At 40.1% G+C, this 22859-nt stretch carries 24 protein-coding genes; 9 read left to right on the top strand and 15 right to left on the bottom strand.

All coding sequences use genetic code 11. The annotated features are described in order from the left end of the window. Positions 1 to 80: 80 nt before the first annotated feature. The 5 genes from FTU29_RS04275 to def form a co-directional block, all read right to left on the bottom strand. Complete coding sequence (locus FTU29_RS04275) at positions 81 to 1121, bottom strand: molecular chaperone DnaJ (protein ID WP_180120576.1); 1041 nt, start codon at positions 1119 to 1121, stop codon at positions 81 to 83. A 90-nt stretch (positions 1122 to 1211) separates the two neighbouring features. Next, positions 1212 to 2489 carry a glutaminase gene (locus FTU29_RS04270; protein WP_180120574.1) on the bottom strand — a complete coding sequence of 426 codons (1278 nt, stop codon included), beginning with the start codon at positions 2487 to 2489 and terminating at the stop codon, positions 1212 to 1214. A 64-nt stretch (positions 2490 to 2553) separates the two neighbouring features. Continuing rightward, on the bottom strand, positions 2554 to 3006 hold the full coding sequence (locus FTU29_RS04265) for a hypothetical protein (RefSeq protein ID WP_180120572.1): 453 nt from the start codon (positions 3004 to 3006) through the stop codon (positions 2554 to 2556). 18 nt (positions 3007 to 3024) lie between these two features. Continuing rightward, a complete protein-coding gene (locus tag FTU29_RS04260) occupies positions 3025 to 4236 on the bottom strand; it encodes a GGDEF domain-containing protein (protein ID WP_180120570.1) in 1212 nt (403 codons plus the stop codon). Between the two features lie 191 nt (positions 4237 to 4427). Then, a complete protein-coding gene (gene def / locus FTU29_RS04255) occupies positions 4428 to 4910 on the bottom strand; it encodes a peptide deformylase (RefSeq protein ID WP_180120568.1) in 483 nt (160 codons plus the stop codon). A 378-nt stretch (positions 4911 to 5288) separates the two neighbouring features. On the opposite strand from def, the gene FTU29_RS04250 reads away from it, so the two are divergent. Then, the gene (locus tag FTU29_RS04250) at positions 5289 to 6569 is read left to right on the top strand and encodes an MFS transporter (protein ID WP_180007554.1); all 1281 of its coding nucleotides are present in this window, start codon (positions 5289 to 5291) and stop codon (positions 6567 to 6569) included. A gap of 51 nt (positions 6570 to 6620) precedes the next feature. Here FTU29_RS04250 and FTU29_RS04245 read toward each other — a convergent pair whose 3' ends face one another. The 4 genes from FTU29_RS04245 to pnuC all read right to left on the bottom strand — a co-directional run bounded on the left by FTU29_RS04245 (position 6621) and on the right by pnuC (position 8841). After that, a complete protein-coding gene (locus FTU29_RS04245; protein WP_180109767.1) occupies positions 6621 to 7118 on the bottom strand; it encodes a DUF2505 family protein in 498 nt (165 codons plus the stop codon). Positions 7119 to 7284: 166 nt separating this feature from the next. Beyond that, on the bottom strand, positions 7285 to 7578 hold the full coding sequence (locus FTU29_RS04240) for a hypothetical protein (protein WP_180107380.1): 294 nt from the start codon (positions 7576 to 7578) through the stop codon (positions 7285 to 7287). 109 nt (positions 7579 to 7687) lie between these two features. Continuing rightward, positions 7688 to 7987: a hypothetical protein gene (locus FTU29_RS04235; protein WP_180023193.1), complete on the bottom strand. Its 300-nt coding sequence runs from the start codon at positions 7985 to 7987 to the stop codon at positions 7688 to 7690. A gap of 263 nt (positions 7988 to 8250) precedes the next feature. After that, positions 8251 to 8841 (bottom strand): nicotinamide riboside transporter PnuC, encoded by a 591-nt coding sequence (pnuC, locus tag FTU29_RS04230; protein WP_180120566.1) that lies wholly within the window; start codon positions 8839 to 8841, stop codon positions 8251 to 8253. 222 nt (positions 8842 to 9063) lie between these two features. On the opposite strand from pnuC, the gene FTU29_RS04225 reads away from it, so the two are divergent. The 3 genes from FTU29_RS04225 to FTU29_RS04215 are packed head-to-tail and all read left to right on the top strand — an operon-like array spanning position 9064 to position 11408. After that, positions 9064 to 9849 carry a crotonase/enoyl-CoA hydratase family protein gene (locus FTU29_RS04225; protein ID WP_078192229.1) on the top strand — a complete coding sequence of 262 codons (786 nt, stop codon included), beginning with the start codon at positions 9064 to 9066 and terminating at the stop codon, positions 9847 to 9849. A 54-nt stretch (positions 9850 to 9903) separates the two neighbouring features. Next, positions 9904 to 10794, top strand: a complete 891-nt coding sequence (locus FTU29_RS04220; protein ID WP_180120564.1) for an alpha/beta fold hydrolase — start codon at positions 9904 to 9906, stop codon at positions 10792 to 10794. 50 nt (positions 10795 to 10844) lie between these two features. Further along, the gene (locus tag FTU29_RS04215) at positions 10845 to 11408 is read left to right on the top strand and encodes a TetR/AcrR family transcriptional regulator (protein WP_180120562.1); all 564 of its coding nucleotides are present in this window, start codon (positions 10845 to 10847) and stop codon (positions 11406 to 11408) included. On the opposite strand, the gene FTU29_RS04210 is transcribed toward FTU29_RS04215, so the two are convergent. Next, positions 11390 to 11878, bottom strand: coding sequence for a hypothetical protein (locus FTU29_RS04210; RefSeq protein WP_180034488.1), 489 nt, complete (start codon positions 11876 to 11878; stop codon positions 11390 to 11392). The genes FTU29_RS04215 and FTU29_RS04210 overlap by 19 nt on opposite strands. 435 nt (positions 11879 to 12313) lie before the next feature. Between FTU29_RS04210 and FTU29_RS04205 the strand changes: the two genes are divergently transcribed. Beyond that, positions 12314 to 12760, top strand: a complete 447-nt coding sequence (locus FTU29_RS04205; RefSeq protein WP_078191420.1) for a GNAT family N-acetyltransferase — start codon at positions 12314 to 12316, stop codon at positions 12758 to 12760. A gap of 143 nt (positions 12761 to 12903) precedes the next feature. Here the strand turns inward: FTU29_RS04205 and FTU29_RS04200 are convergent, their stop codons facing one another. The 4 genes from FTU29_RS04200 to FTU29_RS04185 all read right to left on the bottom strand — a co-directional run bounded on the left by FTU29_RS04200 (position 12904) and on the right by FTU29_RS04185 (position 17342). After that, positions 12904 to 14700, bottom strand: coding sequence for a diguanylate cyclase domain-containing protein (locus FTU29_RS04200; protein ID WP_180120652.1), 1797 nt, complete (start codon positions 14698 to 14700; stop codon positions 12904 to 12906). Positions 14701 to 14887: 187 nt separating this feature from the next. Beyond that, positions 14888 to 15226, bottom strand: coding sequence for an FKBP-type peptidyl-prolyl cis-trans isomerase (locus tag FTU29_RS04195; protein ID WP_180120560.1), 339 nt, complete (start codon positions 15224 to 15226; stop codon positions 14888 to 14890). A 506-nt stretch (positions 15227 to 15732) separates the two neighbouring features. Continuing rightward, on the bottom strand, positions 15733 to 16263 hold the full coding sequence (locus FTU29_RS04190; protein ID WP_078191423.1) for a YaeQ family protein: 531 nt from the start codon (positions 16261 to 16263) through the stop codon (positions 15733 to 15735). Between the two features lie 65 nt (positions 16264 to 16328). Further along, on the bottom strand, positions 16329 to 17342 hold the full coding sequence (locus FTU29_RS04185; RefSeq protein ID WP_180101795.1) for a GTP-binding protein: 1014 nt from the start codon (positions 17340 to 17342) through the stop codon (positions 16329 to 16331). Positions 17343 to 17910: 568 nt separating this feature from the next. Between FTU29_RS04185 and FTU29_RS04180 the strand changes: the two genes are divergently transcribed. From FTU29_RS04180 to FTU29_RS04170, 3 genes are all read left to right on the top strand, one after another. After that, positions 17911 to 18132 (top strand): hypothetical protein, encoded by a 222-nt coding sequence (locus FTU29_RS04180; RefSeq protein ID WP_078191424.1) that lies wholly within the window; start codon positions 17911 to 17913, stop codon positions 18130 to 18132. Between the two features lie 343 nt (positions 18133 to 18475). After that, positions 18476 to 20080 carry a bifunctional 3-(3-hydroxy-phenyl)propionate/3-hydroxycinnamic acid hydroxylase gene (locus FTU29_RS04175; protein ID WP_180120558.1) on the top strand — a complete coding sequence of 535 codons (1605 nt, stop codon included), beginning with the start codon at positions 18476 to 18478 and terminating at the stop codon, positions 20078 to 20080. A 299-nt stretch (positions 20081 to 20379) separates the two neighbouring features. Beyond that, on the top strand, positions 20380 to 20883 hold the full coding sequence (locus FTU29_RS04170) for a hypothetical protein (RefSeq protein ID WP_180034492.1): 504 nt from the start codon (positions 20380 to 20382) through the stop codon (positions 20881 to 20883). 175 nt (positions 20884 to 21058) lie between these two features. On the opposite strand, the gene FTU29_RS04165 is transcribed toward FTU29_RS04170, so the two are convergent. Further along, positions 21059 to 21667: a glutathione S-transferase family protein gene (locus tag FTU29_RS04165; protein ID WP_180034602.1), complete on the bottom strand. Its 609-nt coding sequence runs from the start codon at positions 21665 to 21667 to the stop codon at positions 21059 to 21061. 215 nt (positions 21668 to 21882) lie between these two features. On the opposite strand from FTU29_RS04165, the gene FTU29_RS04160 reads away from it, so the two are divergent. Further along, on the top strand, positions 21883 to 22791 hold the full coding sequence (locus tag FTU29_RS04160) for a DUF4349 domain-containing protein (protein ID WP_180034493.1): 909 nt from the start codon (positions 21883 to 21885) through the stop codon (positions 22789 to 22791). Positions 22792 to 22859 lie beyond the last annotated feature (68 nt).

Raw genomic sequence — 22859 nt, 5'->3', positions numbered from 1 at the left:
TCCTGAGCGAGTTTTAAAGCACTGCTTTAAAACGAAGCGCAAGTGAGGGTTAGGGAAACGTGCTTTTAATGAAAAAAGTATCAAAGCATCCCATTCTCCAACAACACTTCCAACCCTTTCACCTTTTCCATATATTTCAGTCGTTCTTTTTCCCACCTCACTTGTTCTTTCAGCACTGAGACATCGCCATCAATCACCTTATACACATCTTTGACCTGCATATTTTTCGGCTTCGGCTTTTCACTCCAGTGAAAACTATCTGTAATGTCATCAATTTGACTTACAAGGCGCTGGCTTTGCGCCTCTAAAGCCATTTTATAAAACTTTAAATGTTCATCCGTTAAGGCTTTAGGGCTTTTGCCTTTATTGGTTTCAAGCTGTAATTGCAGCTTTAATAAATAAAACAAATCCTGTGCTTCATGAGCTTGGTTCACCACTTGCAGCAATTCAGTTTTTTCCGTTTTTTTAGTTTCATCAGGTTCACGGTCAGGGTGAATCATGGCAGTGATTTTTAAATACACGGTTTTCAGTGATTGGTTCACTAACTTTTCAGCTTGTTCACGCTTTTGCGCTAAGCGTTTCCGCTGATGCTCTTCTTTCTCACGTTGATATTGTTCGCTGTCCCACTCTTCATAAGACTCGTATTCTTCTTCTGTTTCTTGTTCTATATCAACATGACCTTCTACTTTGCTCTGTTCTGCTTGTGCTGACTTGGCTTTTTTATTTGGCTTTAGGTTATGTGCATGATGCTGCTGATAAAAAGCATCCACCTCTGCAACCTTTTCCAGTTCAGCAGTATTTAAGTAGTTGGATTTTTTCAGCTGCTTTGCCAGTTTCGCAAGCTTTGCATCCAGCTGAGCTAAATCTGCTTTGGCAAAGTCTTCTTGCTGTAGATGCTGCCAAAGCTGAGTTAGTTGACGGTAGTACACCGCATGCAAATCACGATAGATCGGTACTAGTTTTAACTGAATATAACTCTGAATCTCACTTTTGGCATTTTGCCAAAGCGCTAAATCCAGCTTTTGCTGTTCGATTTGCTCAATCAGTTTATTCAGCTTTTTATGCTGTGGGGATAAAGCTTCAGCACTCGGGAGTAGACTGACTTTTAACTCAAAAGACATAAGCAAATTTAACGCAAAAAGAAAATTATAGCCGATCTAAGCACGAAACTTATGAGCACCTTGTATGAATCAACAATGGATTTTTATCCATTAACGCTCAAACCGTTGTAAATATTGACTCAGCTCTTCCCGAACCACCACCTCATGCCCTGCATGACTTCGACTTTGTTCCAAGAGATGTTCTGAGTCGATCACCACCACGCGATGACCATCTGCAATCAAGCGATCTACACCGTCAAAGAGCATTCGGACACCAACATCGTGTATCAAAGAAATATTGGTCAGATCTAAAACGATATGGTTATTCGCAACAGGTTCATCCTCTAAGATCCGCAGCAACATTTCCGACTCAGTAAATTGCAAAACGCCGCGCAGTTCATACACCACCACCGAATGATCAATACCGCAGGTATAGCGACTTTGGACGATCGTTTGCGCTGAAGGTGTTCCCTCCATGACATGCAGTCCCATGTCCTTCGACAGTCGTTCAAATATTTCGACGCCTCGAACACTATTCCCATGTGTATCGAGTTTCGGACTAAAGACTGCCAGCCCAACCTGCCCTGGCAAAGCCCCCATGATGCCACCGGCCACACCACTTTTTGCAGGAATACCGACCGTTGTCAGCCAATCACCCGCTGCATCATACATGCCGCAAGTCATCATCACACTCAACACTTGGCGCACCACCGAACGTGACAGCAACCGTTTACCTGCGGCTGCTTGCACACCACCATTGGCAAGCACACTGGCCATTTTTGCCAAATCTTTAACCGTCACTAATATTGCACACTGACGAATGTAACCATTCACCACATCTTCAGGGTCTTCTTCAAGTACACCGACTGTGCGCAGCATGTAACCAATCGACAAATTTCGAAAAGCCGTCTTCACTTCAGACTGGTAAACCGCTTCATCAAAACTCAGCTCACGCCCTGCCAGTTCACTTAAAAATTCACGGAGTTTTTCAGCTCGAGTGCTGTGTTCGTCATGCGGTAAAAGTGCATGTGTGGTGATTGCTCCCGAATTGATCATCGGGTTTTTCGGGGTATTGCTTTGTGGATCGAGTGCAATTTGATTAAACGCCTCTCCCGATGGCTCGACACCGACCTTTTGTAAAACGCTATCCAAGCCAAGATGACGAATCGCTAAGGCATAAGCAAAAGGTTTAGACATCGACTGAATGGTGAACTCGACTTCGTCATCACCCGTGGAATAAATCGTGCCATCTACGGTAGACAGTGCCAAAGCCAGTCTATTCGGATTGGCGTTAGCTAACTCAGGAATATAATCTGCCAAAGCTCCGTGCTGATTGGCATCGCATGCATTGAGGACATGCTGTAAATAATCTGGAACAGGCGTTTTCATAAGGTCTATTTTTTGTTGTGTGCTTTTTTATTTATAACAAATTGAGCTGCATCTGTATAAGTCCTTATGGTGAAGACGCATTCTGAGCTAAAACTTGTATGTGCTGTAGGTTTAAATGGTGCATCATTTCTCGAATAAAAACGAAATAACTGAGTTGAATGATTGCCTGCTCACCAAATAGATTTTGATAATATTCGGTATGTTCAATCATTTCATTAAAGCCATGTTCTAAGCTTTGTCGGTCAATGCAGGACGCATGTTCAAAAAAGGTCTGCGCCAATATATGTAGCATCGTGTCATTCGACTGAGCATAGCGCTGCGTCTGATAATCAAGCTGTAATCGTTCTAAAATTTCTTCAATTTCATAGATCAAATATTCAATCGCTAAAGCATCGAAGCGCTGATGTCGGACACATTTTTGCACCAAAGCCGCTAAGCCATGATCAAAATGAATATTCTGTTGCTCGGTCTGAAAGTCGAGCTGCGCTAATCCGAGCTGAAATTGTAATTGCTGCATAACTATCGTTTAAATTATTTAATCTTCTGCAAAGTTTAACTCACGAAAGCTACGCACTTGGTTACGACCTTGTTGCTTTGCAATGTACAGCGCTTGATCGGCCATACGCGTGACCACAGCAGACGATGTCCCCTCAATCGCCGTTGCCACACCGAAACTTGCATTAATCTTCAACATTTGATGGTTGGCTATCATAGTTTCAGCTTCAGAAATGGCCAATCGACAGCGTTCAGCGACCTCTATCGCCTGCTCTAAACTCTGATTTTTTAAAATTAAAATAAATTCTTCACCGCCATAACGCCCAACCACATCTTGCACACGGGTATTGTCATTTAAAATTTGAGCAACACGTTGTAAAACGGCATCTCCTGCATCATGTCCATATTGGTCATTGATCAGTTTAAAATGGTCGAGATCAAGCAAAACCACTGCAAATTCAGGCCGTGTCTGTTTGCTGAGTTTATCAAGTTCATGACTAACATAACGTCGGTTAAACACATTGGTCAGCCCATCGACACGGCTGAGGACTTCCATCTTTTGTTCACGGTGTCGCCACTGTAAAAGCAAAATCTGAAAAAATACTGCACTGACGATCAATATAGGTAAATACAACTCCGCCATACTCATGAGCCAAAAGGCATTGTCGTAAAACTCACTCTGTTTTAAAGCTGGGCTGAAAATCGGTGCATATTCTAGATGGTCAATCGAAGTTTGATAGCAAATATAGCCAATAAACAGTGTGATCGGAAATGTGATACTGAGCATAATTGCAGGACGATAAAAAACTAAACCGACCATCAGTAGATTGACCGTCCCCGCCATGGTGGCAGGACTATAGATCCCGATCATATAGCCACCATAGATCATGCCGATCCCAAACAGGACGGGCGCAAAATAGCTAAAAAACAGTCTGAAATTTAAATATTTTTTGAAATAAATACTGAGTACTGCCAATACGCCATAACTGAGTAGGACTATACAAGCGACGATGATCCTGAACTTGAGTTCACTCGGATTAAACCAAATCCGATTGGTCGAATAATAAAAATTCATGATGCACCACTTCAACACGCTAACTTGACTCAGCATGCCAAAGATGAGAAGTAAACACCCTTTATCGTAGTCAGACCAATTGATGATAAGATAGTCTGACTCAAACAAAAGATGCTTCAATTTACGCCATTGTACGCCCCATTTCGTACAGACAGCATTGCCCCAATTTTTCCCCATTAATCTTCTTTTTTATTTTATTATTTCGCTAGTTATACAAGGTTTTAACTTCAAAAAGAAAGCCTATTTTCACAGTTAAAAGTGCAACCTTTGAAGCCTTTAAACTTCACTTACACCACTATTCAATTTACTTTTCCATTATTTCTTTAGCTCAATTGGTCACTTTTATCTTTTTGAAATAGTACAGTTTATTATTCTAAACGCTCGGTGAATAAGATCCCGTTCAGATGATCGACCTCATGTTGTACGATCCGTGCAGGAAAGCCATTCAGGGTTTTCTCTTTGACTTCACCTTGAAGGGTCAAATATCGCACGTGAATTTGCTCGGCTCTCGGGACTTGTCCTCGTGCATTCGGCACACTTAAGCAGCCTTCTTCACCCAAAACCGTGGTCGTAGATCGAGATGTAATCACTGGATTGACCATCACGATCGCCTCCATTTCAGGCGCATCGGGATAGCGTAAATTTGCACGTGAAGCCACGATAATCACCCGCTTTGAAACATAAATTTGCGGCGCGGCAATGCCTACGCCTTGACGCTCAAGCATAGTGGCCTGCAGTGTTTCACTTAGTGCAGTTAACCATGCAGAACCTATTTCAGATGCTTGCACATCTGCGGCAGTGAGCGTCAAAATTGCTTCACCACTCTGTGCAACAGCAGCAACATTACTCATGTTTTTATCCTTTTTAAGTCTAGCGGGCTGAAATCACTTTAAAAAAACAACCATGCAATATGCATTATTATCGGTTCTGAGTATAAAACAACAGCGTGCTATGGCTTTGAATCTTTTGTGGTTTATATAGAGCACAAAGTAAAATAGTAGATCATACTACCCTATGCCATTGATATTTATCATTTATACATCAAGGTACGCCATTATCTATTACCAATCATTCTTTAAGTTAATGCGACTTTATCTATATTATTTTGTTCTTAATTAATAATATTTTCATAACTATAAGTTTTCAATAAGGCAAAAAAGTTTGATTATTCAATAAAAAATTGAATCACTAAAATCGTCAAATGCTATTTGCTGCTGGAAAATATTTGCATGGAAGCTCAGCCACGCCTGACTCGTCAAGATAAACGCACCCTCGGACTGTCATCCCTCGGTGGCGCACTTGAGTTTTATGACTTTGTCATTTATGTGTTTTACGCCAAAATTATTTCGGAACTGTTTTTCCCCACTGGCCTCAGTCCATTTTGGGCGATGTTGAATACCTACGGTATTTTTGCAGCAGGATATTTTTTCCGCCCATTGGGTGGTGTGGTGATGGCGCATTTTGGCGATTTGATTGGTCGTAAGCGTTTATTTAGTTTGTCTATTTTACTCATGGCTCTGCCTACACTGATGATTGGTGTGATGCCGACTTTTGAAAGTATTGGTTATGCAGCACCACTTTTGCTCCTACTGATGCGTGTGATTCAAGGCATCGCGATTGGTGGTGAAATCCCTGCTGCATGGACTTTTGTTTCAGAGCATGTACCTGAGCAAAAAATTGGTATCGCCAATGGCTTACTCACTGCCGGCTTATCTTTGGGTATCTTGTTGGGCGCACTGATGTCTTTGTTTATTTCATTACAATTTACAGAGTCAGAAATCCATGATTGGGCATGGCGGATTCCATTTATTTTAGGCGGGATCTTTGGCTTTGTTGCGCTCTATCTCCGCAGTTATTTAAAAGAAACGCCTGTATTTAAAGCCATGCAAGAAAAGAAACAATTGGCTAAAGAGCTTCCAGTGAAACAAGTACTGCAACAGCACAAAACAGGCGTTGTGATTGGTATGCTGTTTACATGGTTCTTAACTGGCTGCGTTGTTGTGCTGATTTTAGCGATGCCAAATTTACTCACGGGCGCCTTTGGTTTTGAACGTGCCGATGCCTTTAAAATGCAAAGTGCCGCTATTGTGATGCAAATGGTCGGTTGTATCTTGGCAGGTCTTTTGGCAGATCGCTTCGGTGCGGGTAAAGTGATGCTATTCGGTTCCCTCCTTGTTGCGATAATTGCGGGAGTGTTCTATAACAGCTTGGGCCATGTGGCAGCATCGACCGTGTTTGCGCTCTATATGCTGCTCGGTTTGGCATCAGGCACGGTTGGTATGGTGTCTTATAGTATGGTGAAAATGTTCCCTGCACAGATTCGTTTCTCGGGCATTTCATTTTCATACAATTTGGCTTATGCCATCGCGGGTGGTATCACCTTGCCATTGGTTCAATGGTTGAGTTTATACAGCAACATTGGCGCCATGTATTATATATGGAGCGTCTGTTTGGTGACCTTCTTTACTGCGATGCTCTATCGTCAACGTTTTGAAAAAACTTCGCACTAAAAATAAAAAAGCGGTCAATGACCGCTTTTTTTAACTTGCTTTCAAATCAATTCAGGCTTTTAAATTTTTACGCAATTCATCTTCTACAATTTCAATCTCAAGCTGACTAAAACGACGAATTTCACCTTCTGCATGTTTTTCAAGTAATCCACCAAGCAGTGGAACTTTGACTTTCACCGTCCAGTCCAAATTGAAACTCACTTGTGTTGCATCACCACTGACACTTCGTTTACAACTGGCTTCGAGCGGTAGGTTCGGATCTAGTTTGACGTCAGAGGTTAATGCCGCCAAATTACTAATATCCGTACGTTTCAGACGAAACGCATCTTTTAAAAACTTCTTGGCAATATCTGGAATATTTACATCCAAGTTATAGGCACGTTTTAAGGTATACATATCACCTGTTTTTTTTGATTCTAAAATTTCTAGATTTTCACCCGGTATGCGTTTGCACACCGCTTCATGCAAGCTGATATCTGCGGCTAGTCGTTTAAAATCTTCAAGTGAAACGCCATGAATTGTGGCATTGACGGTAAATTGATGTGCCATTCTCGTAATCCTTCAGGTCAATATTGGTTTTATTGTTTTATTTCGCCCAGTCTACAGTTGCTAAAACTGTGCTTTGAATTAAATCGAAAAGCGCTGTGGCTGTCATTGACCTGAAACCAAGCTAGAAAAACAGAATTGCCATACTGCAACTCAGAGGGACTCTGCCTTAAAGGCTTTTTTGAAATATTTGCCCATGCTGATTTTTCAACTCGAGCTGAAATTCCCAGCCCGCATCAATTTTTAAATACATCCCTGCATAGGACAACTTTGCGTACCAATGACCAAACTCGAGGCTAAAAATATCAAAGCTGGCTTGTTCAGGAAGCTGTTGCATTGGTTTTGCATGTATTAAAGCGCTAGGTTCAAAAGACTTGAAGTGCGAGCCATAATGATGAAACAGTTCAAAACATAGCTGATTAAAAATTTCAAATGTTGAATCTTTGGGATCAAGTTGCGTCATTGCTTTAATAGCTTCCCATATCTTTTCATTTCTTCTTGCGCTTATTTTTATATTTCTATAACAAATCTTTGTGGTACTGCTTTTATAAATCTCAGTTTAATTTAAGTTGTTAATTTAACAGCATGCTATGCACTACACCATCCCGATCACGGTGTACCAATTTGATCGGTTGTGAATAATCGATCAAGATGCTTTGGTGTTTATAACTGATTTGGATGCCGTATTCATCTGCACCATCATCCAAACCGCTGATGCTACATTGCGTCCCTTGTGGAAATGCCTTGAGCCATTCAGCGTTATACACATCTGCTATTTGCTCAAACTGAAAAAAGCTCGCCTTTTGCTGCAGTAGAACCGTAGCTTGTCGGTCAAAACGCAGTTGCTGCTCAAGTTGAAAGTCGATAATCATGACTCTGCATGCTCTTTACTTATTCATCGGGATCGGATCATCGGCTATTAAAATCAAGCTTCGCAGACACCCAATTTTGCTTATAAATTCACAGAGGATTTTATGACATGTCTTAGACTCAAATGAACACAGCCACATTTCTTAAGGCATAAAAAAGGCACTTCTCATCGGGGTGAAGCCCGATTATGAAATGCCCTTTATGGTTACAAAGTAAATATATTTTTATAAATTGTCAAATTGGGAATGAAAAAAACATCTGTGGGCTAAATGGATAAAGCTTTCATCGCCTGTTGCTGCTGTTTATTTTTGACTTGTGTCCATTGCCACCAACCAAATGCCGCCAAGCCCACAAAACCTGCATACAACGCCGCAGTGAGATACAGGTCTTTGTATATAAACATACCCACATAGATAATATCGACAAATACCCAAAGCACCCAAGTGGCAATATGTTTCCGGCTGGTCCAATATGTTGCGAGTAAGCTAAACGCGGCCAATTGTGCATCCAAAATTGGCACGGCTGCATCGGTAAAATAGTGCAGGCTTAAACCAAAAATCAAACCGCCCACAGCTGCTAAGAGCATTTGAAAGATCACGAGTTTGGTCGCAATCGGTTCAATACGAATGTCGTGGTCTTGTTGTTTGCCCTTCAACCAATGATAAAAACCGTAGAAGTTCACCACTACAAAGAAAAACTGCAAAATGGTTTCGCCATAAAGTTTGTAGGTATAAAACAAGTAGGCATACAGCAAAAAAGCTGCAAAGTTAAACCACCAACACCACATATTTCGCTTTATGGTTAAAGTCACCCCGATTAAGCTAATAATGACTGCAAATATTTCTAAGTTCGACATGGTTGATTGGGCCTTAAAAAAGCTGCAGCTATTATGGAAAAATTCAGCCTAAAGGCAAGCTATATCCTGCACTATTTCATATCAACTCTGTAAATTTTAAATCAAACCACTCATCCACCAGACGATGATTTTGATGTTTTGAACGCATCAGTTTTGACAGTTTTCTAACAATCGTTTAAAAACTTAGCTATGCCTAAAAAACAATCAGAAGGAATCATTAAAATGTCAGAACAACAAGGTCGTGTAAGTCGAGAAATCCGTGGTCATCTTTATTTGATCGGTTTGGACCGTGCAGATAAACGAAATGCGTTTGACAGTCATTTAATTCATGACCTTTCATTGGCGCTCACTGAATATGAAGATGATCCAAATTTACGTTGTGCGGTGATTTTTGCTCATGGTGATCATTTTACTGCAGGTCTAGATCTGGTCGAACTACAACCCAAACTCGGCAGTGGACTGTTTAATTTTCCTGATCAGCAAATTAATCCGTGGGGCACCAACTCACGACAACGGAAAAAACCAGTTGTGGTCGCGGTACAAGGGTTCTGTTTTACAGCGGGTATTGAACTCATGCTGAATGCCGATGTCGTGATCGCACAGCGTCAGACAGAGTTCGCTCAAATGGAAGTGCAACGTGGCATTCTTCCTTTTGGTGGTGCAACAGTTCGCTTTGTGCAAGCAGCAGGTTGGAATAAAGCCATGCGCTATTTACTCACGGGTGAACGTTTCAATGCGCAAATGGCATATGACATGAACTTGGTGACTGAAATCACCGACCAAGCGCCCTTATCTCGTGCAATAGAACTTGCAGAACAAATTGCACAGGCCGCACCACTGGCGGTTCAGGCAACACTCGCAGCAGCACAGCAAGGGGTGCATTTGGGAGCCGATGCTGCATTTGCTCAATTGGATCAGCACTTACAACCACTACTAAAAACACAAGATGTACAAGAAGGTGTGATGGCCATGCTACAACGTCGCGCAGCCAATTTTCAGGGCAAATAACCCTTTATTTAAACTGAGTAAACCCTTTACGTCCTGCCTATCAAGAGAAAAATTATGTCAACGGATTTAGAACCAGCAGCGCAAGAAATACATAGTACACCCGTGAGTTTCCCTGCAACCGATGGTTATACGCTTTCTGGCGTTGAATATCGGCCTAATACTGCCGCTAAGGCCAATATTATTATTTCAAGTGCGACAGGTGTACCTCAACAATTTTACCGTCGTTTTGCCGAGTATGCCGCAGGACTCGGTTATCAAGTACTGACTTTTGATTATCGTGGTATAGGACGTTCTGCACCGTCAAAACTTAAAGGCTTTAAGATGTCCTACCTCGACTGGGGACGTTATGACCTTTCTGGTGCCATAGCTTATATGCAACAACACAGTCAGGAAACTTTTCTAGTGGGACATTCCTATGGCGGCCAAGCACTAGGACTTACCTCAAATCACGATCAGATACGTGCCATGTATTGTTTTGGCACTGGCGCAGGTTGGCATGGCTATATGCCCTTTAAAGAAAAAATGAAGGTTCATGTAATGTGGAATATCGTTTTTCCGCCGATGGTTGCCATCAAAGGGTATTTGCCTTGGAGCAAACTCAATATGGGCGCTGACCTTCCTGTCGATGTCTATAAACAATGGCGCCGTTGGTGTAAAAACCCAACCTATTTCTTTGCCGACCCTGAGCTGAGTGAGTTATCTCAACAATATGCTGCAGTTCAAACGCCGATTTATGCGGTCGCTGCGCTCGATGATGACTGGGCATTACCCAATTCACGACATGCTTTTATGCAGCATTATGCGCAAGCATCAATGCACTATATCAATATTGAAGCGCAAGATTATGGTCTAAAACAGATTGGTCATATGGGATATTTCCGCAAAGGTGCTGAACTCTTATGGCAGGAAGTGATTGGAAGGTTTAACGAGCTATTAGTCGCCTAGACCAATTTACTTCATACATAGCACATTGATTTATTCGGATAGAGAGATACATGCGTCCACGGAAAAACACCTCTGAACATCTATTACTACAGTCAGCACACGCCTTTAAACGCTATGGTTATATGGGCTGTAGCATGGGGAAATTGGCTGAAGCCTGTGGACTCTCAAAAGCTGCGTTTTATTATGACTATCCGAATAAAGACGCTTTGCTGATGGAAATTTTAAACCTGACGCATATAAAGTTACAGCACAGTATTTTTCAGCAATTACAGCAAACTACTACCTCACCTCAACAGGCTTTCTCGCACATCCATCAACTCGCCATCCAGTTTTTTAGCCAAGGTGGATTAGGTTGTTTAGTCGGGATTTTAAGTATGGAACGGCAACATTTGCCTACCGAGATTTTTGCAAAATTACAGTCCATCTTTCAGGAGTGGCAACTCGCCTTTGAAGTGTTTTTTCAGCGATGCATGAGCATCGAACATGCCGCTCAACTTGCCAAAGTCAGCTTGGCGGATTATGAAGGCGCGATTTTAATGGCCCGAATAACCGATGATTTGAGTTATCTCGATTTAGTCCGAGAACGCATTTTGCTTCAACTTGCGGAGTCTTGATAGCGATATTCAATTTTATGTTCTTCGCCAAAACGGTCGACATGTGTATAAAACTCACCGTATCGGCCTAAATAATACTCGAGCGATTGATTGTAAAAACTCCAATAAATCGACCATTCATTCAGATCTAATTGGCGAATTTGAGTTTTACAATTGACTGGCATGCGACGTAAAAAAACTTCTTGTAACTGTTCGGCTGCCTGTAGCGAATCTAATTTGTATTGTTGTTGAAAGAAAATTTCCGCAATATCATCAAAAAGTTGCTGTTCATATTCATCTACTTCAATGACTTGATCGACGTCACGAATAGCATCATCATTCGATGCTAAAGAGATACTTTTCGATTTTTTTGGTGCTTGGTAACGCGTATATTTTTGACGATATTTTTCTGTTTTTATTATTTTTTTGACCACGATTCCTGCTGCAGACAACGCAATCAGAATACACATCACAATGAGAAAAATAACCATAATAACAACCTACTGCCGATGACGCGCATGCACATCTTGAATCATCGAATATTTTTATGGACTAATATAACGCACAATAACGTTTAAAATTCATACAAAATTATTTTAAAGCTGAAATCTTGCCAATTTTCTTTGCTAATTTATTTCAAACTATTACACCTGCTGAAATCATTGAGTATGTATACATTTCTAAAAAATCTATTATTACTTTAAAAACAGGATAGTTAGATGCATTTATGTGGTTATTTATCCGTATTTAACGATTAATTTATAAATATACATTTGTAAATTTTGCAACAATTTTGAAATAAAAACCCAACCCAACGGCGCAATGGCTGCAAAAAAACATAAAACGCAACAAGAAGCCTCTTTAAGCACAGGGCGATATCTTCTGAAATGACAGGCTGTTGGAGTTTTTTATAAAAAGAAAAAATTATGATACGCGAAGCACAAATTCAGGATATACCCGAAATTATTCACGTGATTCACAACAGCATTCGTTCATGTATCCAGGACCATCAACGTAATGAAAGTGTGATTCAAACTTGGCTTGAGGAGGCAAATCAATCAAATATTCTAATGTGGATGCTTTACAACGACAGTTGGGTCTACGTCAGTGACAATCGAGTGGTCGGCTTTATTTTAGTCAGTGATCAGGGACAAATTTTACTGAACTATATTTGCCCTGAACGTCAGTACCAAGGCATTGGTAAGGCGTTATTGTTAAACATGATGCACTGCGTCAGGAAAAAGAATATTACCGAGATCAGTCTAGAAAGTACTCATACGGCACTCGCCTTTTACCAAAAATATGGTTTTGTCGCACATCAGGATTTTGAGCCTGCCGATGTTCCGCTCAAATTGGTCAAACAGCTCTGTTAGTAGAGAGGCAAACCTCATAAAAAGATAGATTTTCAAATAGGATGATTATGATAGGTGAATTTAAAAAGAGATCAATCTAAATAAGTATTGGCAAAGGATACTAGCGATAGCACCGCAAAGTTTTCGCCGTTTACAACGGAGTATCAAGGCTTAAGTTGATCGCGTCCTGCCTGTTTAGCCATATATAAATAATGGTCTGCATGCTTCATTAAGGCTTCGATACTGTCGAAGTCATTTTGCTTATCCATCCATGCCATGCCCAAACTCAGTGTGACGTAATTTTTGTCATCCCCCCGATTAACATGTTCAAGTTGTTCATTACGCATGGCTTCGAGTACCAATTGCAATTGTTCTTGGGCAATCGCATACGGAACATCATGCATCAATATGGCAAACTCTTCTCCCCCATAGCGAGCCACATAGGCTGAACTTGGCAGGGTATTTTGCATGGTTTTCACGATCTGCTGTAACACCTCATCGCCTTTGAGATGTCCATAGTGGTCATTATAATTTTTAAAATAATCGACATCTAACATGGCAAAGACCAATGTTCGATGACTATGAAAACGGACTTCTGAATATAAACGTTGAATTTCGGCATTCAAAGCACGACGGTTGAATGCCCCCGTTAAGGCATCAATACGAATTTGTAGCTCTAATTTTTTATTCAGCTCATGGAGCTGTAAGGTGCGCTCTTTGACTTTCTGATCGAGTGAACTGTTTAGCTCAAGCAGACTATTATTTAACTGCTCGGTATGCATCGACTGCTGTGCATAATGATGCGATTGCTGAAACATGATCAACAAGGCATACAAACTGGTTGAAATGAACGATAAATTGACGGAATCAATCAAATTCATCATCAGCAAAAAGTCGTTTAAAAAAGTAATGCATAGGAAAATAACCGCGATTAAATTTAATTTTGAATACGGTTCTTTCTTTTTCAGTGTTACGTAAAAACCATACGCAAAATTACTCAGAACAACGATCACATAGGCAAAGCTGTAGGTTGCCAAAGGCTGAAAAATCTCAGGCGTCGAAACAAAAGTCACTGAAATATTCAAAGACAACAGCAACATCGCGATCTGATAATTTAAGGTAAATAAATAGCGACGACTGAGCAAGTGGATATAACTTAAAAAGAAAATCGATGCCAAATAGGTAAATAAGTATTCTAATCGCGTGCCCCACAACCAATTAATATCGGTAAAAGTTGTATAGGCATAAGGTGCTGAAAATAAATTATGGAGTGCTAAAAAGACAATAAATAAGCCAAACACCAAATTACTTCGGCTATTGCGACCGCGTAACCCTCGGAAGACTGAAAATAGGATTGTAAATAGTCCCACACCCAAGACGGCACCAGACACCATTCCAATACTCATCATCTGTTGTTGGAATTGGCGGTTTACTGTCTTAGCAATACCAATACGCATCGGGTTTTCAAACCCGCCGTGCATACTGTTAAAACTTGAAGCCTGAATGGTTAAGGTGAAATATTCATCTTGTGCCACAAAATAGGCAATTCGTGGTGCATTCTCCGTTTTTTGTTCTGCTTCAGTTCGCCCAACTTCACCCAAACGAACGATCACATCACCATTTAAAAATACCCGATATGCACCGTACTGATTTGGAATCAATACCGCGATACGTCGGCCAATAAATTGTTTGGGAATTTGGAAATGCCCAGTGTATGTCCCAAAACCTTTACTGTCCCCTGTAATATCTTTAAATGAAGCAGGCAGATAGACCGTTTGACCGACTAGAACCGAACTCGGAGACGTTAAAAATTGATTTGGATAAAACAACCATTTGCCTTGTAAGAGGCTACTGGTGTCTTCCGTGAAGTAGATTTGGTTAACTTCGTTTTGATGTTTTAAATAAAACGATTTAGGAGCAGTTTCATACTGTGCTTGAGCAGTCGATACAGTGAGTGCCAATGTAAAAATAATAATGGTAAGAACCCAGAACAATCTGGTGCAAGGCAACTGTAAAGACAACGGCTTTGATTCCTGCGTTTATACTCGAGCAATTATTCTAATCTACGGTAAAAGACAAAAATAACAACTACTATTTTATCAAATTGATCAATAACTTCCATGTCACTGATCTAAAACAGTCGCTGTATTAATCGCGAGTTTTTATATCATACAATTCAATCTCAAAAATAAGATTTGAATTGGCAGGAATTACATTACCCATTTTACGTTCACCATAAGCTAAATGTGATGGCACGATTAACTTACGTTTACCACCGACTTTCATCCCCATGATGCCTTGATCCCAACCTTTAATCACACGGCCAGTACCAATCACTGTTTCAAAATAATTACCACGATCCAGTGATGAATCAAATTTAGTACCGTCTTCTAACCAGCCTGTATAGTGAGTTGTAATCAAAGCGCCTTTAACCGCTTCTTTACCTTCACCTACCACTAAGTCAATAATTTCTAATTCCGTGCTCATGCTCTCAACCTCAAATGCCGCAATCTAAATAAAGCACTATTATAAACAGAATCAGTCTGAACATGATGCCCTTGAATGCGTTAGAACTTAGCGACGCAAAGTTGAGAACACAATGATTTAAATCAGCATGCAAATAAACATTTACTAGTAAAGCTCACATGTCTTGAAACATTTAGGAGTATTCCGTTATCACTAAGATGCATTGGGAAGAAACGAATAAAAAATTTCAAGCGCTCTAAAAGTTTGAACGTCCATTGAATGAAGACGTTTATGCGGTAAGAACAACGCTATTTACAATGATAATAAAGGGGATTCATCCATGAGCATTACATAAATGGGGGGGCTAGAAATTTTCCCGAATTAAATTTTTATTTTGGTTTTAGGTCAACTGAGTTTCAAATCAACTTTTAAATTAACAGAATTGTATTAGCTGAAAAATAGTTATAGCACCAAGGATGCAAGCCTGAACTCACATCCATCGTGATGAATTAAATCACATCAAATGCTTATTGCAATTGTGTCCATTCAATCACCGCTTGAGCTTTATCACCAATTAAAGTCCATTCGCCATCCATTACGTTTAATTGTAAAGACATGGTTCGTTCGCATAACTCTTGAATGGCAGCTGTACTCGCTTCAGATAATTGCCAAATTTCAACATTCTTCAGGGTTTTCAGTTTGCTGTTGCGTTTATACCATTCGTCTACTGAAGAACCATAGGTAATCACAGCAACGTGTGGGCAACGTGCGCTGGCTTTTTTGACTTTATCTTCGTCAGGACAGCCGACTTCAATCCATTTCACCAACTGACCTGTTAAATCTTTTTCCCACAGCGCTGGTTCGTCTGTTTCGAAAAGATCTTTGGTAAATTCTAAGGCTTCATCTGCATAGCGTGCATATGCCAAGACACGCACCATCAAACGTTCAATCGTTTCAGAAGGATGCAAAGCCATCGTCAATTGATAATCACCATATTGGTGTACATCCATATTGGCAATGTTCAAATCTGCTTTATAAATTGTAGCTTTTAGCGCCATGGTAAAGTCCTCAAATTTGGCGCTTAGCATATAAGATTTAGCAAGCTTTTGCTGCGTTGATTTACTTATTTCTCAGCTTTATCGGCATCGATACGGCACTGCATTAAACGATCTTCAAATTCGAGCCATTCACGTTCAGTCTGGTAAATAATTTCGACACGATTATCGATACTTTCCTCGCTCGACTGATAATTAAACTGATCGGGATTAAAGTTAAAGGTTTTCCACCCTTGGTCTGTCTGAAAAATACCTTTGATCCGTAGCCAATCTTGCTGCTCACAGAGTAAATCTAACAACTCAAAAAAATCAAAAGTCCATCGTTTTGGGAGTTTCCAACCTGCGACACTATAGCCCTGAGCGGATTCAACATAATGATAAGGCAACTGTTTAATTTCTGTGGGTACATCGACCAACGTTTGCTTTTGTATGGCCAATAAAGGCTGAATTTTACGCGGACTTCCCACATAGGCGAGATCAATATTTGTCAGTTTTAAATCACCTTTGACGACATTGATCCATTGCTGCTGATACGGTAAATACGTTTGTTTGAGTCGTTCCAAACCAGCTTGATCGGCATCACTCATACAATCGACATGAGACACTACCACGATTTGCGCTACTTTGAGTTGATCGGCATACAGGTTTTGCGAAGTCCAATCTTGATCATGTAAGCGTGAGCCATCGACCACGGTCACCAATGCCCGCATGGCTAAATGCGGATGCCAATGTGGCTCAGTCAATTGCTCCAAAAGTTGTCCAGGATGCCCCAAACCTGTTGGCTCGATAAACAGTCGGTCGGGTTTCACCTCTGACAATAACCGTGATAACGCAATTTGCATCGGCAGTTGGCTGCTACAACATAAACAACCACCCAATAATTCCTTCACCGCAAAACCTTGATCTTGCGACAACATCTGTTGATCGACCCCGATTTGTCCAAACTCGTTCATCAGTACGGCCCAAGTTTCCCCCGCTGGCTTTTGCTTCAATAACTGCTGTAAAACTGTGGTTTTACCCGCACCTAAAAAGCCAGAAATAATATGAACAGGAATCGCACCGTGGGTAGAAACTAATTTCAAAAGTGATTCACTCAAATAAATAGCCAATGATTGATGGCCTTTACCATAATGATTTCAAAAAAATGCTGCAAGCCCAGTCTTCATTTCTCTGTCTTCATTTTCCTAAAGCATAGATCAGTCTCGTATTCCAACGAATTGTATAATCATCTGGCTATTAAGAGCCTGTTTATTCCATTTGCATGAATGCATGACATATCTGGTCACACTTTATTGGTAAAGTTAACTCTTATATTTTAAAAAATGGTCATATCGAAAAGAATCCTTACATTTGGATTTTAGTGAAATTTCTGGATTCTGCTTATTTACGACATCGATGTAATCATCATGTAAACAATGAATGAATCATGAAGTCGATTTGGTCATTTTTTCTTGCAAAGTTAAATGAAGATTCCGATATTTTTTTACATTTAAAACACAGGATGGACGGTTATGTATTCATCCAGTTAACCAGTCTGTTTCACTTTGTTGCTCGCATTGATCACTCGGTTTTCTCCATTTAGCATGAGTTCTCTCCTGATGGACGTGATGATCTTTTCAGGACTTACTAAAATATATAAGGATGCTCAAAATGAAATTAACTCAAATTTTACTTGCTTCTACTCTAGCTGCTGCAGCTGCAACAAGTTTTGCTGCGAGCAAAGATAAACAAGAAGCGCCTGAACAAGAAAAAGTAGTGGTTAGCACTCAAGAACAGCCAGCGACTGAAACAACTGCTGCTGAAGGTACTGCTGCTCAACCTGCTTCAGAAGCAAATGCTGAAGGTTCTGCACCAGCTCAACCTGCTCAGTAATAGACGAATAGCGTACTCCACACGCTAAATTCATTTAGTCTGCTGCTCAACATTTATCCCTCACTAATAAAATGTTGTGCTAAATGAATTAAAGTCGCCGGATCATTGAAAAATGGTTCGGCTTTTTTATACTCAAAGCCACTGATTGATAGATTTTAATGATCGATAAATCATTCAAAATGATTGATGATTTTCATATAAATAAATATATATCATCCACTTAAAATAAAACCCTGCAAAAAACACGACAATTCGATTCATCGTTTCGACTTATGCCTAGCTTGTTGAAAGTCTCTGTTTAGAACTTAATAGTGGCATATGTGAAGTGATTGGATGTTTACGCATGAGCAATAAAGCAAATTACACAACGGAAGTTGCCATTCTGGGCGCAGGTCCTGTCGGCTTAACCATTGCAAACTACTTAAGTAAGCAAGGCGTCAATGTCACTGTGATTGAACAACTGGACAGCCTGATTGACTACCCACGTGCGATTGGTATTGATGATGAATCATTACGTACCATCCAATCATTAGGTTTAGTGGACCAAGTGTTACCGCATACGACACCGAACCACGCGATGCGTTTCTTAACCCCTAAAGGCCGTTGTTTCGCAGACATTCAACCGCTCACTCGTGAATTTGGTTTCTCACGTCGTAATGCCTTTATTCAACCACAAGTCGATAATGTACTGCTACAAGGTTTAAAACAGTACGAAACCACAAATGTTTTATTCTCTCGTCAATTGTCTGATTTTAGCCAAGATGCCAATGGTGTAACGCTCAATATTCAAAATAAAGACGGTGAAGCTGAAATAATTCAAGCGCAGTATTTGATTGCTTGTGATGGTGGTAACTCTGTGGTACGTCGTACCCTCAACATCGGCTTCGATGGTAAAACTGCACCGAACCAATGGATTGTAATCGACATCAATAATGACCCACTTGCAACGCCACACATTTACCTATGCTGTGACCCTGTGCGTCCTTATGTATCTGCTGCACTTCCACACGGTATTCGTCGTTTCGAATTTATGGTGATGCCTGGGGAGACTCAAGAAGAATTAAGCAAACCTGAAAACATTGCAAAACTTTTGTCGAAAGTACTTCCAACGACCGATGGTATTGAAGTGATTCGTCAGCGTGTTTATACCCACAATGCGCGTATTGCAGATAAATTCCGTGTAGACCGTATTTTACTTGCAGGCGATGCTGCGCACATCATGCCAGTTTGGCAAGGTCAAGGGTATAACAGTGGTATGCGTGATGCGTTCAACCTTGCGTGGAAAGTTGCAATGGTTGTACAAGGCAAAGCTGGCCCTGCGCTTTTAGATACGTACCAAGTTGAACGTAAAGATCATGCAAAAGCAATGATTGATCTTTCTGTAATGGCGGGTCATGTCCTTGCGCCACCAAAAAAATGGCAAGGTTTCGTGCGTGATGGTATCGCCTATGCACTCAATTACATCAAACCGATCAAACAATATCTATTGGAAATGCGCTTCAAGCCAATGCCGAAGTACAACGATGGTGCATTGATCAATAACGGTGTTAAAGACTCACCTGTGGGTAAAATGTTCATTCAACCACATGTTCAACTTGAATCTGGTGAGAAAGTCCCACTTGATGAAGTCATCGGTAACGACTTTGCAATCATTGCTTGGGGCGTCGATCCAAAATGGGGTCTGTCAGATGCGACCATGAAAAAATGGCAAAAATTGGGCGTTAAATTTATCCAAGTATTGCCTGCTGTTCAGCTTAGCAATGAAAATCGCACCAAGTACGACAATGTGATTACGATTGGTGATATTGGTACTGATATTCGTGGTTGGTTTGGTAAAACCACTGAATCTGTTACGATTCTTCGCCCAGACCGCTTTGTTGCAGCGATTGCAATTCCACAAACTTTAGACAGCGTGAGCCAACAATTGTTTGCAAAATTGTATGCTTAATAATCTAAATAGATCTGCAAGAATTAAAAATCACCATGCATAAAGCATGGTGATTTTTTTCTATAATCACTATAAACATCAGATGCTATAATCGTTCAATACATAATTATAAGCTTCGCAAAATGCAAAAAAGATTTCAGAAATTATTCATTTATAGTTTGTTAGGTTTTATTTTTATCTGTTCACTCATTTTCGTAAAGATACATCATTTTCATGCCAATAGTTGGTTACCGATTTTCGTTTTTTGCCTCTGTTTTCTTATTTCTTTGAATTGCTATTTATTACGCTTAGAAAAAGATGTGAACAAAAACGAAGAATCTAATTTTTTGTCCTTCCATTTATACATTTCATTTTTTTATTCAGTCATTGCCAGCTTTTTTCTCACCACAGTGATTCTTGCTTTATTTGCATTACAAACTCAATATTTTGGTCAAGATAAAAATATCATTCTAAAAGGCCAAGTCTATTCACCTACATTTACACTAGAAAAGAAGCCCTGCCGAGCTCGCCTTAAATTTCCCGAAAGTGGTTGGTCTACCTTCGCGTATCTCTGTCTAGATACCAAGAAACATAAATTTTCTGGTTATTACAAACTCCATTTGAAAACCAGTTTCGCAGGGGCTGCGGTTCAGCATTATGATTGGATTGAAGATCAATTAACATATCAGCAGCATCGTGCCTTAGATATGGATCCACAACAAAAAAGACTGCTTGAAATATATGCCAAACTTGAAAGAGATTTAGGCCCACCTCTATCTGATGATGAAGCCCATGATTTTTTAAATAGAACCAACAACGATTGAGTCTATTTAATTTAGCGCAATATATGCCATACATTATCTAGGCAATAATTAAAATCGCTTTATCATCTTAGTGATTGATATTTAAAACTCTTTCTTTTTAGTTCTCAAAGAAAGAGTTATATGAATAGACATATAGCAATACCAAGTTCAGCCAACAATCAAATAAGCTTCCAGGTTAAACCGACTGAAACCAATGCACATCTTTTACCGATTCACGTTGCTGAATCTGCTGAATATAAGGTTTAAATTCATCTAAATATGGCAATATTTTGAATGAAATGGCATACACCATCCAATAAGCCAAATATAAATCTGCTGCGCTAATTTTATCCCCCAACAGATATGGCTGAGCCTGTGCAAGCCCTGTTTTAATAAAATCTAAAAGTATTTTTTCATTACCAAAACTCAAACTGCCACGTTTCTCATCCATCAACTCAGTGCTAATGCCGACATTTTTCATGTCCATGTATTCAGTCAGCGGACCATGACAGAAAAACATCCATTTCAAATATTCACCACGTTTGGGATCATCCAAGGCGGGTGCCAAACCTTTGTCACTGAATGTATCAGCTAAATAACTAAAGATGGCTGCGGTCTCACTAATCACGACAATACCATCGACTAAGCAGGGAACTTTGCCCATGGGATTAATCTTGAGATATGCCGCTTGGTGCATCTCTTCATATGGCACTTCAATAATCTCAACTTCTGACTCGATGTCTAATTCTTTCAATAAAGGCAGAATAGTATTACTGCGTGAGCGTGGATTGCTGTAGAGTTTCATTGTTGGGTTCATTGTAGATATCCTTATTTTCATCCTTGTTGTTCTGTCTATTACTATACGCGGCTTTATGTAGAATTATGTTGCGTTCATCCGTGCTTTAAACACTTTCCGATACAATACGCCCGACTAATAATTACGCTAAATTTGAATTGATATTTAAAGCAAAAAGTATTTACTCCGACTTTCTGATAATCAAACAATTGAGCTCTACATCGATGAAAAATAAATATTTAATTGCCATGTTTACGGTAATTTTAATTTCAGGCTGTTCCAAGAAAACCGAAGAAATGGCAACTGAAGCCAGCGCAGATGCACAACCTGCTCAAGTCAGTACACAGCAAGATCAAGCAGCGGAAAGCACTTCCAATGAGCCGTCTACCACGCCTGCAACAACACAAAAACCTGAAACTATTTTAAATGAGCAGGTCAACCCAGCTGAAGCCTCACGTAAAATGGTACGAGAAGCCAATGTCAGTTTTGAGTCGAAAGATGTGGTTAAAACGGCCTTAGAAATTGAAAAACTGACGCTAAGTTTAGGCGGCTTTATTGAACAGAAAAATATCGACTTTGTGGTGCAAGAGAGTCAATCCTACCCGATTGCTGACGGCAAAATTAAAATCTTTGAAAAAGTAAATCCGCAAGCGGAAATGATCATTCGTGTGCCAACTGAAAAAGCTGCACATTTCGTTAATCAACTGTTGCCCCTTATGCATTTTTTGAACCGTCAGCAATATTCGGCAAAACGCTATGAGCTAAAACTACTCGAAGAAATAATGTCACAAACACAGGTCGTGCCCGACCATGTTGCAGCTGCGCAAGTCAATGAAATCTCACGACTGACCCGCTTAGAAGTTGAAGATCGTGTCCGCTATAGCACGATTGTGATTGGCTTTACTCAACCTGCCACTGTCCGTGAACATATCGATATTAACCTTGATGCTGTTGCGCAGTTAAATGGCGATAGTTTCTGGCAAAGAGCGTGGTATGGTATTCAAAAAGGTTGGCAATTTGTGTTGAGCCTACTGGTTATTCTTATTACGATTTGGCCAATCTATATGATTATTATTATCGGTTTGATTGCCTACCGTGTGATGAAACCTTATTTACAAAAGTGGTTTAAATAAATCAGAGTGACAATGACTATGTCTCATTGAGTCTTTGATTAAAAATACGATAAATAAAAAAATCCCGA

Source organism: Acinetobacter sp. YH12086 (assembly GCF_013419345.1).
Classification (GTDB): Bacteria; Pseudomonadota; Gammaproteobacteria; order Pseudomonadales; family Moraxellaceae; genus Acinetobacter; species Acinetobacter amyesii.
The sequence above is the reverse complement of the archived record's forward strand: the minus strand, read 5'-3'. Positions and strand labels throughout refer to the sequence as shown.

What these genes read in the sequence shown, in the direction of transcription:
- FTU29_RS04205 (WP_078191420.1), top strand. Translation starts at nt 12,314, where the DNA reads ATGATACGCGAAGCACAAATTCAGGATATACCCGAAATTATTCACGTG.
- FTU29_RS04250 (WP_180007554.1), top strand. Translation starts at nt 5,289, where the DNA reads ATGGAAGCTCAGCCACGCCTGACTCGTCAAGATAAACGCACCCTCGGA.
- FTU29_RS04235 (WP_180023193.1), bottom strand. Translation starts at nt 7,987, where the DNA reads ATGATTATCGACTTTCAACTTGAGCAGCAACTGCGTTTTGACCGACAA.
- FTU29_RS04240 (WP_180107380.1), bottom strand. Translation starts at nt 7,578, where the DNA reads ATGACGCAACTTGATCCCAAAGATTCAACATTTGAAATTTTTAATCAG.
- FTU29_RS04220 (WP_180120564.1), top strand. Translation starts at nt 9,904, where the DNA reads ATGTCAACGGATTTAGAACCAGCAGCGCAAGAAATACATAGTACACCC.
- FTU29_RS04190 (WP_078191423.1), bottom strand. Translation starts at nt 16,263, where the DNA reads ATGGCGCTAAAAGCTACAATTTATAAAGCAGATTTGAACATTGCCAAT.
- FTU29_RS04260 (WP_180120570.1), bottom strand. Translation starts at nt 4,236, where the DNA reads ATGGGGAAAAATTGGGGCAATGCTGTCTGTACGAAATGGGGCGTACAA.
- FTU29_RS04215 (WP_180120562.1), top strand. Translation starts at nt 10,845, where the DNA reads ATGCGTCCACGGAAAAACACCTCTGAACATCTATTACTACAGTCAGCA.
- FTU29_RS04165 (WP_180034602.1), bottom strand. Translation starts at nt 21,667, where the DNA reads ATGAAACTCTACAGCAATCCACGCTCACGCAGTAATACTATTCTGCCT.
- FTU29_RS04245 (WP_180109767.1), bottom strand. Translation starts at nt 7,118, where the DNA reads ATGGCACATCAATTTACCGTCAATGCCACAATTCATGGCGTTTCACTT.
- pnuC (WP_180120566.1), bottom strand. Translation starts at nt 8,841, where the DNA reads ATGTCGAACTTAGAAATATTTGCAGTCATTATTAGCTTAATCGGGGTG.
- FTU29_RS04160 (WP_180034493.1), top strand. Translation starts at nt 21,883, where the DNA reads ATGAAAAATAAATATTTAATTGCCATGTTTACGGTAATTTTAATTTCA.
- FTU29_RS04210 (WP_180034488.1), bottom strand. Translation starts at nt 11,878, where the DNA reads ATGGTTATTTTTCTCATTGTGATGTGTATTCTGATTGCGTTGTCTGCA.
- FTU29_RS04275 (WP_180120576.1), bottom strand. Translation starts at nt 1,121, where the DNA reads ATGTCTTTTGAGTTAAAAGTCAGTCTACTCCCGAGTGCTGAAGCTTTA.
- FTU29_RS04270 (WP_180120574.1), bottom strand. Translation starts at nt 2,489, where the DNA reads ATGAAAACGCCTGTTCCAGATTATTTACAGCATGTCCTCAATGCATGC.
- FTU29_RS04265 (WP_180120572.1), bottom strand. Translation starts at nt 3,006, where the DNA reads ATGCAGCAATTACAATTTCAGCTCGGATTAGCGCAGCTCGACTTTCAG.
- FTU29_RS04180 (WP_078191424.1), top strand. Translation starts at nt 17,911, where the DNA reads ATGAAATTAACTCAAATTTTACTTGCTTCTACTCTAGCTGCTGCAGCT.
- def (WP_180120568.1), bottom strand. Translation starts at nt 4,910, where the DNA reads ATGAGTAATGTTGCTGCTGTTGCACAGAGTGGTGAAGCAATTTTGACG.
- FTU29_RS04195 (WP_180120560.1), bottom strand. Translation starts at nt 15,226, where the DNA reads ATGAGCACGGAATTAGAAATTATTGACTTAGTGGTAGGTGAAGGTAAA.
- FTU29_RS04225 (WP_078192229.1), top strand. Translation starts at nt 9,064, where the DNA reads ATGTCAGAACAACAAGGTCGTGTAAGTCGAGAAATCCGTGGTCATCTT.
- FTU29_RS04175 (WP_180120558.1), top strand. Translation starts at nt 18,476, where the DNA reads ATGAGCAATAAAGCAAATTACACAACGGAAGTTGCCATTCTGGGCGCA.